Raw genomic sequence first — 12973 nt, forward strand, 5'->3', positions numbered from 1 at the left:
AGGGGCTACCAGATCTTCGACTTCACGTGCGCCTTGGAGCGCAGGACGATGTCGTTGATGGCGCGCTCGAAGAAGTTCATCTTCGTGAAGATCTCCTGGCTGACGCGGCTCTTGTAGAGCTCGCGGCCCTCTTCCAGTTCCTCCTTGAGGACCTCGAAGAGGTTGTCCTGCTCGATGCCCTTGATGATCTTCTGCTCGTTGTAGAGCGAGATATCCGAGGCAATCGCACGGGCGAGCCGCATCGCCTTGACCTTTTCCTCGTCCGTCATCGTCCTACTTACTTAGGCACCGGTCCGGGGGGAGTCAACTTTCATCGCACCCCTGTACCAACGCTTCCCCCTCCCGGACGGAGTCACTTCTTCCCTGACTTCTCAGAAGCCAGGGCCAGATAGCTCCTGGACACCCTGAGCGGATCCAGCCCGAGCTCGCGGGCGAGGTTCATGAGGATTCCGCGCAGGTACACGGGGGGCGGGAGGGCGGTGTAGCGGTCGGCCTCCACGTTCTCCAGGTGGGCCTTGGAGATGCGGGTGCGGTCGGCGACCTGCTGGAGGGAGAAGGACCGGGCCTCGCGCACGCGGCGCAGCAGTTCGCCGTTGAACTCGGCGTCCGCCGGGATGTCCGGGGTGCGGGGACGCTGCTCGCGCACGCGGGCCGCCACCTGCGCCAGGGCCGCCTCCGCCGTGGCAATGGCCGAGTCCTGGGAGAGCACCTGGGCGTCGCCGAGCTGCCGCCCGGGGCCCGGACGCGGTGCCGGCCGGCCCGGGTCGGAGGCCGGAACCACCGTGGGGGTCCGGGTGGATGGCGTGCGAGCACCCGGCCGGAATACGGGAGCGGGGGTGCCCTCCTTGCGGCCAGGCACGGTGGCGAGCGCGGTGCTCTCGGGCGCGGGGGCGGTGGGGGCGGACTGCCAGGTCGCGACCTCGGGGGCAGGTTCCGGGGCGACGGCGACGGCGGTGGGCTCCACGGGAGGCGTGGGCGCAGTCACGGGCTCCGTCGTGGACGCGACAGAAACGGACGGAGCCGAGGCCGCGGGGACCGCTTCCGCGACAGCAACAGCCGCCGCGGAGACCATGGGCACGGGTGCCTGCGCCGGTTCCGTCGCAGCCGCGACCGGGATGGCCGTCGAGGCCGTGGGCACGTGCACGGAGCTGCCGAGGAACTGCGAGTCCTGCAGCGAGCTGGACACGTACGCGAAGGAGAATCCACGGAAGAACGTGGCGCGGAAGTCCGGCGGTGCCACCGGGCTCGTGGCCGCCTCCGAGGGTGGCGGCGTGGCCGTCGAGGTCTGCTCCACCACCTCCGGCTCACGTGCCACGGGCGCCGCCGTGGCGGTCCCCTCCCCCGGCCCCCCTGCGTCGACCTCCGCCGAAGCCGAGCTCGCGAGCGCCTCGGCGGCGCGCTCCACCGTGCCCGCGGCGGGTGTGGCCTCGGGCGACGGCTTGCCTCCCGCCGTGACGGCCTCCGCCATCCGCCGGGTGGGAAGGCCCAGGTCCTTGTCGTACTCGGCGCGCAGGTCCGCGTCGGTGAGGATCTCCATCGCCTCGGTCATCCGGGCGCGGAGGCCGTCCACCTGCTCAGGGTCGACCAGCGCGTACACGGCGATGGAGTCCGGAGCATACAGCTCCATCAGCCGCGAGTACGCCGCGCGGATGTCATCCACCGGAGCGGAGACGGGGACCTCCAGGAGCTCGTAATAGGTCTGCTGCTCGAAGGGCTTCATGGGGAAGACGGGTCGAGGTTGCTGTCGAGTGCGAGAAGGCGATCGGCGATGCGCTGGATGGCCGTGGACGCCGGGGAATCGGGCCGTTCGATGAGGACCGGGCGGCGCTTGCGCACCGAGCGCCACGCCTCGTCGTCGTAGCGGATGGCGCCGAGGTCATCCATCTCGATGCCGAAAAACTTCTTCCACGCGGAGGCCACGGCGGTCCCCACGGTGAGGTCCGCGTCCGTGCGCGCCTGATTCACGATCAGCCGGATGCGGAAGGCGGCCAGCTCGCGCTCCAGCCGCTCCGCGGCCGAGGGGTCCTTGCGCCGCGCCTGCGCGAGCACGTCGTGCAGCGTGCGCAGCGAGCCCTCGCGCGTGGTGAGCGCGCTCTCCACCATGTCCTGGATGCCGTACTTCGCCTCCACCTGCTGGAGCCTCCGGAAGAACGCCGCCTTGGCGAAGCGGTACGCATTCTCCACCGACGTCGGCTCCGGCAGCACCACCAGCAGCCCGTGGTCCGCCATGATGAAGAAGTCGATGGTGTTGAAGCTGGTGCCCGCGCCCAGGTCCAGGATGAGGTAGTCTGCGGACGCGCCCATCAGCGTCTTGAGCAGCTTCTGCTTCTGCGCGTACTTGAGGTTGGCCGCGTCCAGCGCGTCCTGCGCGCCGGCGATGAGCGACAGCCGGGGCACGCCCGTGGGGACGATGACCTCTTCGAGCGTCGCCTTGTTCTTGCGCAGGAAGTCCGACAGCGTGGCCGTGGGCTGTCCCACGCCCAGGCACGTGTGCAGGTTGGCTCCGCCCAGGTCGGCGTCCACCAGCAGCACGTTGAGCCCGGACTGCGCGAGCGCCACGCCGAGGTTCGCGGACACCATGGACTTGCCAATGCCGCCCTTGCCTCCACCCACGGCGATGATGCGCCGCGGACGGGGGCGACGGGACAGCCCCGGCGGGCCGGAGGCCACCGGACCCGGTGTCTTGGAGACGGGGCCCAGGACATGGGCTTCGCTCCGGGGCGCTCGCGAGGGTTCGGTCATGGAGGACAGTGGGACGGGCTTCAATGGAGCTCCCATCAAAGCCCGTCCTACTGCCCGAGTCGACTCCCCGCCAGAAAGCGTCCGTCAGGTGATGATCACCGGATGATCACGGTGCACGAGCACGCCTGGCTGCCGTCGCACGTGGCCCCCGTGGCCGTCTCGCACTGCAGGCCGAAGCAGCACGGGTTGTTCGGTGAACACGCCTGCCCGCCCGCCGAGCAGGTAGCCCCGCCCTCGCAGGTACCGGTGGTGCTCCCACCGGGGATGCGGCAGCCCAGCCCGGAGCAGCAGTCCGAGGGGGAGGTGCAGACGCTCCCCTGCGGCTGGCACGCCTGCGGCGCCTGGCACTTCTGGTTGTTGCAGATGCCCGAACAGCACGCCGCCCCGTTGGAGCACGCCTGGTCATTGGGCGTGCAAGCAGGGCCCGCGTCCGTACCGCCGGTGCCTGCATCCGTACCGCCCGTGCCACCGTCAGGCGCGGTGCCCGTCGGACGGCAGACGAACGTCAATTCGTCGATGGCGCGGCACGCGGTGCCGGCGCAGCAGCCCGAATTGCCCGGATCGCACACCGTGCCCACCGGATCACACGTGGGGGCGGGCTGGCACGTGAAGGAACCACCGTCTGCGCCCGGCAGGCAGCGGTTGCCGTTGCAGCACTGGTCGCTGAACTGGCACGTGCTGCCCTGGGAGATGCAACAACCCGCCTCGCCGGTGTAGCCCGTGGGGCACGAGGCGGGGCACTGGCCGCTGGGGCAGCCGCCGAAGCAGCGCGGCACGCCGCTGGAGTCCACCTTGCACACGGCCTTCTGGCCGTCGCAGCAGGCCTCGCGCGCATTCACGTCGATGATGCCGCCGTCGGGCAGCATGCCGGAGCCACAGATGTTGCCCACCGGGTTGCAGCCGTTGGGCTTGTCGCAGCGGTTCTCCCGGCAGTCCACCGCGTTGGAGACCTTCTCGCCGCCGCAGCACACGCCGTCGTTGGTGCAGTAGTTGCCCGTCGGGCGGCAGCCCCCCACCGGCTGGCACACCGTGGCGCCGTAGCCCAGGTCCACGCAGGTGCGCGAGCAGCAGGTGCTGCCGCCGCTGCACGGGTTGCCGTCCTGCACGCAGTTGCCACCGCCGGCGCCGCCCACCGCCACGCAGCGGCCCGGAGTGCCGGTGCCGTTCTGCGAGCACACGCCGCCGCAGCAGTCCTCGTTCTTCAGGCAGAGGTCGTCATTGGCCTGGCACGAGTACGCCGGCTTGCACACGCCGGCCTGGCAGTTGGTGGAGCAGCAGTCGCCGTCCGCGCCGCACGCCTGGCCCGGCACCTTGCAGGACGTGCTGCCCGCGGGCAGCGCCGCGCACTTGCCGTCGCCGCCGCAAATCTTGGTGCAGCACTCCTCCGCGTTGGCGCAGGTGCCGCCCACGTCGAGGCACTGCTGCGTGGAGCACCTACCGCCGAGGCAACTCTGCGTGCAGCACTCGATGCCGTTGGAGCAGGTCTCACCGGCCGGGGTGCACTGCTCGCTCGGCTCGGGACACGTGCCCGCCTCCGTGCAGGTGCCCGTACAGCACGCGGCGCCGGTGTCCCGGCTGCAGGTCGCGCCCACGTCGATGCACGTGGAGCCCGGGCCGCCATCCGGCAGGTCCGTTCCGGAGTCCGTGCCCGAGTCCACCTCCGAGCCAGCGTCCGTCGTGCCCGGGGGCCCCGAGGGCGGCTTGTCGTCGTCACACCCCGACACGGCCCCGAGGGCCAACACCATTCCCACCAGCAACAGCCAGCGGTTCGCTTTCATGTGGAGACTCCCTGCCGTGCCGGTGCGGCGGGGGCGCGGTCCGGGCCGGGCATGCATGCACGCGGAAGCCGCGCGCGTGCCGGGAGGGACCCGGGTTCCCCCGGGAGCGGCCACGAGAAATCGTCAGGGAGCCGTCACTTGGGGGACGTCGGTTCCGCTACTCGTCCAGAAGTTCGACGTTCCAGTACGAGGCATCCGCCAGGTGCAGGAAGGGCAGCCACTCCCGGTACGTCACCTTGCGCGTGGCGCCGCGGAACAGGGGCGTCCAGCGCGGGCGCACCGGCTTCTTCAGCAGCTTCATGTCCGCCTGCTCGGGGGTGCGTCCGCCCTTCTTCAGGTTGCAGGGGACACACGAGCAGACGACGTTCTCCCACGTCGTCTTCCCGCCCTGCGAGCGCGGCATGACGTGGTCCAGGTTCAAGTCACAGCGGGGGAGGTTCTTTCCGCAGTACTGACAGGTGTCGTTGTCGCGCGCGTAGATGTTCAGGCGTGAGAAGCGCACCCGACCGCGGGGCAGGTGGTCATACGCGCTGAGCACCAGGACGCGGGGCACGCGGATGGTGCGGTTGATGGTGGTGATGCAGTCCTGCGTGGCGCTCAGCGCGGCCCAGTCGTCGAACTCGTAGAGGCGGTACTGCGCGTCGATGGCCTTCGCCACGCCCTGGTACAGCAGCGAGAACGCCCGCTTCACCGAGGTGACATGCACCGGTTGGTAGTACCGGTTGAGGACGAGGACGGCGCTGTTGATCATGGCGGGTTCCCTGGACGGGCGGACGCGACGGAGTCGGCGACCACCTGGAGCTCCTCCTCCGCGAGACAACGGACGTCGAGGACCCCCTCGCCATCCGTGATCCTGCCAATAACCGGCACATCCCCGCTGCGCAGGCAGTCCAGGAATGTTTCCGGCCCCTGTAGGGTGAGGATGCAGGCAAAGGAAGGCAACCGGGCCAGCGGCATGGCGCCCCCGCCCACCTGTCCCTCCACGCCCTCCACCCGGGCACTCACGCCCCGCTCGGCCAGCAGGGCCTGGAGCCGCAGCGCGCGGGCGCGCAGCTCCTCCGGCCGCTGGGCAAGCAGCCTGTACGTGGGGACGGCCTGCGGCCGGCCATCCCGGTACAGCTCCAGGGTGGCCTCCAGCGCGGCCACCGTCATCTTGTCCACGCGCAGCGCCCGGGTGAGCGGGTGGGCCTTGATGCGCGCGAGCAGCGCCGCGCGCCCCACCACGATTCCCGCCTGAGGCCCGCCCAGCAGCTTGTCACCAGAGAAGGCGATGACGTCCGCCCCCGCCGCCACCGCCTGGGGCACCGTGGGCTCCCGCGTGAGCCCCTCCCCTTCCAGCGGCACCAGCGCGCCCGAGCCCAGGTCCTGGAACACAGGCACCCCGCGCTCGCGGCCGAGCGCCGCCAGTTCCGCCACGTCGACTTCCTCGGTGAAGCCCACCATCGCGAAGTTGGAGCGGTGCACCTTCACCAACAGTCCCGTGTCCGGCCCCACCGCGCCGGCGTAGTCCGAGCGGCGGGTGCGGTTGGTGGTGCCCACCTCCACCAGCTTCGCGCCGGACTGGCGCATCACGTCCGGTACGCGGAAGCCGCCGCCAATCTCCACCAACTCGCCGCGCGACACGATGCACTCGCGGCCGGAGGCCAGCGCCGCCAGCACCAGGAGCGCCGCGCCCGCGCAGTTGTTGACGACGAGCGCGTCCTCCGCGCCGGTGAGCGCGCGCAGCAGGCCGATGAGGGGCGCATAGCGGCTGCCGCGCTCGCCCTCGTCCAGGTCGTACTCGAGGTTGGAGTAGCCGCGTGCCACGGAGGCCACGCGGGCCACTGCCTCCGGGGCCAGCGGCGCGCGGCCCAGGTTCGTGTGCAGCACCACGCCGGTGGCGTTGAGCACGGGCCGCAGGTTGGGCGTGGCCAGCGTGCCCAGTGCGTCGCGGACGTCGGCGTCGTCGAAGGGGCGCGCCTCGCCCTGGAGCAGCCGGGCCCGCACGCGGTCCACCGCCAGGCGAAGCGCGGCGACGGCACGGGCCCGGGGGACTGTGGCCAGCAGCGGCTCCAGCGACGGGCGGCGCAGGAGCTGCTCGATGGAGGGGAGCCCGCGCAGGAGCACGTTCTTCCCACCATCCCCGCTGTTCGACGGTGCGCCCACACGCGGAGTCTAGGGGAGCCGGCGGGCGGGCGCCAATCGGGCGGGCAGAAGGCCGGAAAAGGAAAAGGCCCAGTCTCCTCGTGGGAGACTGAGCCTTTGTACCGAACGCGTCAGTGCGCGTTCAGCGGGACATCAGAGCGGGCGAACGTTCTGAGCCTGGAGCCCCTTGGGGCCGCGGGCCACATCGAACTCCACCTTCTGCCCTTCCTGCAGGGAGCGGAAGCCCTGGGTCTGGATCGCAGTGTGGTGGCAGAAGAGGTCCTCGCCCCCGCCGTCCTGCGTGATGAACCCAAAGCCCTTCGCGTCGTTGAACCACTTCACGGTACCAGTCGCCATTACTCTTCTCTTCTTCTTTCTCTTCCAGCCTCATGAATTGAGCTGGACGCCACGCCTGGTTCAGGTGCGGCCCCCGCCGTGTGCCACGTTTCTACGCGGTTGCATAGGGGGTTACACCGTCCCAGGTGCCCTTTTCTGTCAGGACCCGGACATAACACGCTGTTTTGGAGCCTGATTCCGGACGATTTTCCTCTTCCTGCAACGCGTCATGGCCACCCGCACCGGGAGTGCCAGGAAGGGAGGCTACTTCGAGGCGCTCTTGAGGACGGGCAGCTTGGGGGCCCGGCCGTAGAGCAGCTGGTAGGTGTTGAAGGAGCGGAGCACACGCTTGATGTAGCCGCGCGTCTCGGAGATGGGGATCTCCTCCACCCACGCGTCCAGCGGCAGGTCTGGCTTCTCCGAGCGCCACCGATTCACCGCGCCCGGGCCGGCGTTGTAGCTGCCCACCGCGTACGGCGTGTGCCCGTTGAACTTCTTCAGCAACCCGCCGAGGTAGTGCGCGCCCAGGCGGATGTTGAGGTCCGGCTGGAGCAGGCTGTCCACGGTGAAGCGCTTGAGCTTCAGCTCGCGCGCCACGTTCTTCGCCGTGGACGGCATGAGCTGCGTGAGGCCGAGCGCGCCCGCCCAGGACAGCGCCTTGGGGTCCAACGCGCTCTCCTCGCGCATCAGCGCCTGGAGCAGGTCCGGCTCCACGCCCGCGTCGGCGGTGTGCTTCTCGATGAGCTCACGGAAAGCGTTGGGATAGGCCACCTCCCACACGACGCGCGTCTGCGGCGTAATCCGCCCGCTCAGGTCCTTGCGCAGCGCCAGCCGCGCCACCGCGTGCGCGGAGCGCTCGTCACCGGCCTCGTGCAGCACCAGCACCAGCAGGCGGATGGCCTCCGCGGGCTGGTTGGCGCGGTTGACGGCAAGCAGCTCGGTGGCCACCGAGTCGACGAAGCCCAGGCGGTACAGCTCCACGCCCGCCTTGAAGTGCGGGTCCTCGCCCATGGGGCCGGCGAACAGCGGCCAGGGGCTCGCGGCCTCGGGCACCTTGAAGATGTCGGGAGACACCTTCTCCAGCCGCGCCGGGTCCACCGTGGCCAGCTGCGAGCGCGCCATCAGCCCGTAGTAGGTGGCCGGGTGCTCCACGGAGAGCTTCTCGAAGAGCTCCGCCGCGCCCTGGATGTTGCCCTTCTCCTGCATCGTCCGGGCGCGCCAGTACCGCGCGCGCTCCACGTCGTAGCTCTCGTCCGCCTGGGCGAACTGCGCCTCGATGCGGTCCAGGAAGGACAGGCCGGAGTCCTCCACCCCGCTGGTGCGCGCAATCCAGTACGCCTTGAAGAGCGCCTCGCCGAGGAAGTCCCCCGCGGGGTACAGGCGCGCCAGCTCGTCCAGGCGGGCCATGGCCTCCTTGGGACGGCCCGTCTTCACGTACAGGTCCGCCGCGTAGAAGAGCCCGTCGTCCGCGAAGGTGTGGTCCGGGAAGTCCCGCGCCAGCCGCTCGTACGTCTCCGTGCCGCGCGCCTGGTCCACAATCGAGCGCGACGAGCCGAGCACGTACAGCGCGCGCGCCAGCAAGTCCTTGTCCTGGCACTTCTCCACCACCGGCGTCAGCACCTGGATGGCGCGCGTGTGCTGGCGCTCCTTGCGCTGGCCCTTGCCGTAGATGAAGTGCGCGCGGCAGGCGAGCGCGTCGGGGAGCTGGAGCTGCGCGAGCAGCGGCTCCAGCACGTCCAGACCCTGCTTGTTGCGGTGCAGTTCCACCAGCGCCTCGCCCCGCGACACCTTCGCGTCCACCGGGGCCTTCTGCCCCTTGAGGCGCTTCTCGGCCTGCTTCGCCAGGGGGGACAGCGGGTACGCGCCCCACAGGCGCCACAGCGCGTCGCGCTCGGCGGCCTTGTCCTTCTTCTCCGCGGCGATGTCGGCGATGGCCATCAGCGCCTCGGCGCCCACGTTGCGCCCCCAGCTGGGCGCGGCGCGCGTGGTGAGCGGCTCCAGCGCGGCCATGGCACCCGCGGCGTCCTTCTTCTTGCGCAGCACGCGGGACAGCGCCAGCCGCGCGTCCACGTAGAGCTTCGACTCGGCGGGCACCTGCGTCAGCAGCGCCGCCGCCTCGTCGAAGCGGCGCAGCCCCTCGAGCGCCACGCCGCCATGGGTGAGGCAGCGGTCCTTCAGCGCGGGGTAGTCCGGCGCCAGCGCGGCGAACTCGGCCGCGGCGGCCTCGTCGTCTCCGGCGCGCACGGCGGACAGGGCGCGCAGGTAGCGCACCGGGGCGCTGTCACCCTCGCCCTTCAGCAGCTCACGGGCGCGCGTGTACTGGCCGCGGTCGAACGCGTCGCGGGCCTCCTTCTTCTTCCCGTCCGCGAAGTACGGGGACAAGTCTTCCAGGCCGTAGCGGCGGCCGCGGTGCACCACGGGCGCGGGCGGCGCGGCGTTGGGGAAGGCCGGGTTGAGCACCTCCACGTAGCCCGGGGGCGCGGGGGCCTTCTCCGAGTCCGGCGGCGGAGAAAGCTCGGCCTCCGAGGGAGCACTGTCCGGACGCTGGGCGGGGGCCTCGGAGGCCTCGGCACCGGGGGCCTCGGACTCGGGCACCTGGGGAGCGGGAGCCTGCGCGGACATGAGCAGCGCGGAGGCGATGACGGCGACTTTGGAGAGATAGGGCTTCATACGCGGGGGCTAAGACCCTGGTTGATGCGCGCGGGCACGCCCCAGGACAACCGGGAGTGCATGGAAAATTTCCGGACGTGGACACAGGTTAGACTGTCCGCCTGCACATGGACATCCGGACTCAGAGCGCTCTGCTGGCATCCATCATCGGGCTCGCGCTCGGCGTGTCCATGTTGTTGCGGCCCGGACGACCGCGGGCCCTGACGCTGTATTCCGTCTTCGCCCTGACAGTCGCCGGGTACTACCTCTCCCTCTTCTTTCACAGCATCTTCCCCTCGGCCGACTACCCCTGGGCGTCGCGCATCGCCCTGGGCGCCACCGTCCTCGTGGCCTCCCTGGTGCCGGGCGCCGCGGTGGCCTTCTTCCTGGAGTTCCTGGGCGTCAGCAAGGGAACACACCAGGTCGGTCGGCGGCTCGCCGTGCTGTCCGCCTTCCTGGGACTCGCCGTGGCCGTCACCCCCCTCGCCGACAAGGAGTGGGCCCGGGTGGCCATCGGCATCTGGGTGGGCGGCGCGCTGCTGACCTCCGGTTCGTTGCTGGTCCACCGAGTTCGGACGACGGAATCGCGCATCGAGCAGCTGCGGCTGGCGTACCTGGCCATCGGCGCGGGGGCGGCCATCCTCTTCTCGGCGCTCGACTTCCTGGGGCGCTACGGGATTCCGTTCCCGACACTGGGGCCGGTCTTCTCCACGCTCTACCTGTTCTTCCTCGCGCAGACGCTGCTGCGGCTGCGGCTGATGGATTTGCATGAGCTGCTGGGGAAGATTGCGTCGCAGACGGTGCTGGCCGTCATCCTCGCGGCCGTCTTCACGGTGCTGACGGCGTGGGTGGACGAGGACACGGGACTGTTCGTCTTCAACACGGTGGTGGCGGCCTTCGTGGTCCTCATCCTGTTGGACCCTCTGCGCGCCAAGGTGGAGGAGATGGTGGTGCGCATCTTCTTCCGCGAGCGCTTCGCGCTGCTCGACTCGCTGGGCACGCTGCGGGCGCGGATGACGAACGTGATTGAAATCTCGGAACTGGCGCGGCTGGTGCTGGACACGCTCCACGAGACGGGCCGCGTGACGCACGCGTCGGTGTACCTGCTGGCGGAGGACCGGCCCGGGTACCGGCTGCTGGACTCGCGGGGCCCGCCGCCGGTCGCCTTCCTGGACACGGCGGTGGCGCGCGGCCTGCTGTTCGCCGCGGCGAGCGGGCAGAAGGCGGTGCTCCGCGAGAATGTGGAGCGGCGCGTCACCACCATGCGGATCCAGGCCGTGGAGGGCAAGCGCTACCGCGACGAGCTGAAGCGCCTCAACGACACGCGCGCGGCGCTGGTGCAGGTGAAGGCCGGTATCACCGTGCCTCTGATGGGCAATGACCGCGTCATCGGCTTCCTGAACCTGTGGGACGAGCGGGTGCCGGAGGCGTACGCGTCCGACGAGATTGCGCTGATTCTGGAAGTGGCCGAGCGGCTGGCGACGGTGCTGGAGAACTCGAAGCTGTACGAGAAGATTCGAGAGCGAGACCGTCTGGCGGCGCTGGGTGAGATGGCGGCCGGCCTGGCGCACGAGATTCGCAACCCGCTGGGGGCCATCAAGGGCGCGGCGCAGTGCCTGGACCCGAAGCGGCTGGGAGGCGAGGACGGCGAGTTCCTGGACGTCATCGTGGAGGAAGTGAACCGGCTCAACGGCGTGGTGACGGCGTTCCTCGACTACGCGCGGCCGATGAAGCAGAGCTTCGGGCCCACGGACCTGAACGAGGTGGTGACGCGGACGATGCGGCTCGTGCAGAACGACGTGCCGTCGAACATCTCCCTGGCGGTGGAGCTCGACTTGCAGTTGCACCGGGTGGACGGGGACGCGGAGCAGCTCAAGCAGGTGCTCATCAACCTGGTGCAGAACGCGGTGCAGGCACTGGGCACTCGCGAGGGGCGAATCACGGTGCGCACGGACAAGCCGGAGCGCTTCGGAGAGATTCGCAACGCGGGCGGCGAGTTCGTGGAGGTGCTGGTGTCCGATACGGGGCCTGGCATTCCGTCGGACCAGCATCAGCACATCTTCGTGCCGTTCTTCACGACGAAGCAGAAGGGCACGGGCCTGGGTCTGGCCATCTGCCAGCGCATCGTGAAGAACCACGGAGGGAGCATCTCCGTGCAGAGCAAGGTGAACGAGGGCACCACGTTCGTCATTCGCCTCCCTGCCCTGCCCCCGGAGCCGACCGGTGACGGTGTGCCCGCGGATGGAACGCCGGTGCCCGCCACGCGTCCGTCGCTGTCACTGCCCATCCCGGATGAGCTGCGGGACACGCCCAGGCCGCCGCCACCGGAGCCGGGCCGCAAGCGTGAGCGGCGGCGGCGCGCGGGGTAGTGCCTCGCCTCGTCAGAAGAAGCGGATGATGTCGAAGTAGCGCGAAGCCGAGCCCGCCGCGTTGGAGGCCGTGAGCGTGTACCGCCCCGACGGCACCGAGGTCAGGTTGGACAGGACCAGGATGGCGCTGGAGGGATTGGGCACCGCGAGCGACAGGCCAATCTGCGGCGACGACACGGAGTAGCCCGAGACGCTCGTGGGCAGGTTGTCTCCGCCGACGATGAGCTGCCGCGTCGGCCCGCTGTTGTCCGGGTAGATGAGGCTCGGGTCCAGGTAGCTGATGCTGGGCGCCCTGAGGGCCGTCGCGATGTAGACGGGCACCGAGGTGCTCCCGGCCTGGCTGGAGACCCGCAGCAGGTATTGCCCCGGCGGCACGTTGGATGCGACGTAGAGCGGCAGACTCACGGAGGTGGAGCTGCCCGAGGGGAAGCCCGTCCCCGTGCCCAGCAGCGGCTGTCCGTACTGGTTCGTGAGGGTGTAGCCGAAGGACAGCGGCAGGTTCATCCCGTAGATGGTGACGACCGTCGTCCCCGCGGAGAGCGTGCTGGGGTTGACGGAGCTGACGCTCGGCGCGCCGGCTGGCCAGACGACCTGCGCCTGGGACAGGTGCCGCGACGCCGTGGACTCGTCTCCATCCGGCAGCTCCATCCACGGGCCGAGCCCCTGCGCCACCCCGCTGTTGTCCGCCTGCACGCCCACGACCTGGACGCGCGCCTTCCCCGAAGCCGCCGCCGCGGACATCCACTCGTGCACGCCCGCCGGCAGGCCCTGCGCCAGTTGCAGTACCCGGCCATTCTCGAGGAGCAGGTTGACGTCGTAGGCGGAGAGCCCGTCGCCCGCTCCGTCGCTGTCCCAGCGTACCCACATCGCCTTTCCGGGTGCCCCTGCCAGCTCCATCTCCTTCACCGAGACCTGGAGCTCCTTCTTCTGCTGATTCGCTTCCATGTGTGCCTCGCTTCCGCGGACCTGGGACAT

10 protein-coding genes are annotated in these 12973 nt (G+C 70.2%); 1 reads left to right on the plus strand and 9 read right to left on the minus strand.

Annotated features, from left to right (window positions below):
• Positions 1-5: 5 nt before the first annotated feature.
• From OV427_RS00580 to OV427_RS00615, 8 genes are all read right to left on the minus strand, one after another.
• Positions 6-269 carry a hypothetical protein gene (locus OV427_RS00580; protein WP_011553384.1) on the minus strand — a complete coding sequence of 88 codons (264 nt, stop codon included), beginning with the start codon at positions 267-269 and terminating at the stop codon, positions 6-8.
• 83 nt (positions 270-352) lie between these two features.
• A complete protein-coding gene (locus OV427_RS00585; RefSeq protein ID WP_267854173.1) occupies positions 353-1720 on the minus strand; it encodes a helix-turn-helix domain-containing protein in 1368 nt (455 codons plus the stop codon).
• Positions 1717-2670 (minus strand): P-loop NTPase, encoded by a 954-nt coding sequence (locus OV427_RS00590; protein ID WP_267863334.1) that lies wholly within the window; start codon positions 2668-2670, stop codon positions 1717-1719. Before OV427_RS00590 ends, OV427_RS00585 begins: the two co-directional genes overlap by 4 nt.
• 167 nt (positions 2671-2837) lie before the next feature.
• Complete coding sequence (locus tag OV427_RS00595) at positions 2838-4520, minus strand: hypothetical protein (RefSeq protein WP_267854174.1); 1683 nt, start codon at positions 4518-4520, stop codon at positions 2838-2840.
• A gap of 157 nt (positions 4521-4677) precedes the next feature.
• Positions 4678-5271: an HNH endonuclease gene (locus tag OV427_RS00600; RefSeq protein ID WP_267854175.1), complete on the minus strand. Its 594-nt coding sequence runs from the start codon at positions 5269-5271 to the stop codon at positions 4678-4680.
• A complete protein-coding gene (selA, locus tag OV427_RS00605; RefSeq protein ID WP_267854176.1) occupies positions 5268-6665 on the minus strand; it encodes an L-seryl-tRNA(Sec) selenium transferase in 1398 nt (465 codons plus the stop codon). The genes OV427_RS00600 and selA overlap by 4 nt, the downstream gene beginning before the upstream one ends.
• Before the next feature lie 132 nt (positions 6666-6797).
• Positions 6798-7001, minus strand: coding sequence for a cold-shock protein (locus OV427_RS00610; RefSeq protein ID WP_163989240.1), 204 nt, complete (start codon positions 6999-7001; stop codon positions 6798-6800).
• Positions 7002-7244: 243 nt separating this feature from the next.
• Positions 7245-9650, minus strand: coding sequence for a transglycosylase SLT domain-containing protein (locus tag OV427_RS00615; protein ID WP_267854177.1), 2406 nt, complete (start codon positions 9648-9650; stop codon positions 7245-7247).
• A 107-nt stretch (positions 9651-9757) separates the two neighbouring features.
• Here OV427_RS00615 and OV427_RS00620 point away from each other — a divergent pair, with 107 nt between their 5' ends.
• The gene (locus OV427_RS00620; RefSeq protein ID WP_267854178.1) at positions 9758-11998 is read left to right on the plus strand and encodes an ATP-binding protein; all 2241 of its coding nucleotides are present in this window, start codon (positions 9758-9760) and stop codon (positions 11996-11998) included.
• 12 nt (positions 11999-12010) lie between these two features.
• Here the strand turns inward: OV427_RS00620 and OV427_RS00625 are convergent, their stop codons facing one another.
• Complete coding sequence (locus OV427_RS00625) at positions 12011-12943, minus strand: hypothetical protein (RefSeq protein WP_267854179.1); 933 nt, start codon at positions 12941-12943, stop codon at positions 12011-12013.
• Between the last annotated feature and the right edge of the window lie 30 nt (positions 12944-12973).

Source organism: Pyxidicoccus sp. MSG2, assembly GCF_026626705.1.
Classification (GTDB): Bacteria; Myxococcota; Myxococcia; order Myxococcales; family Myxococcaceae; genus Myxococcus.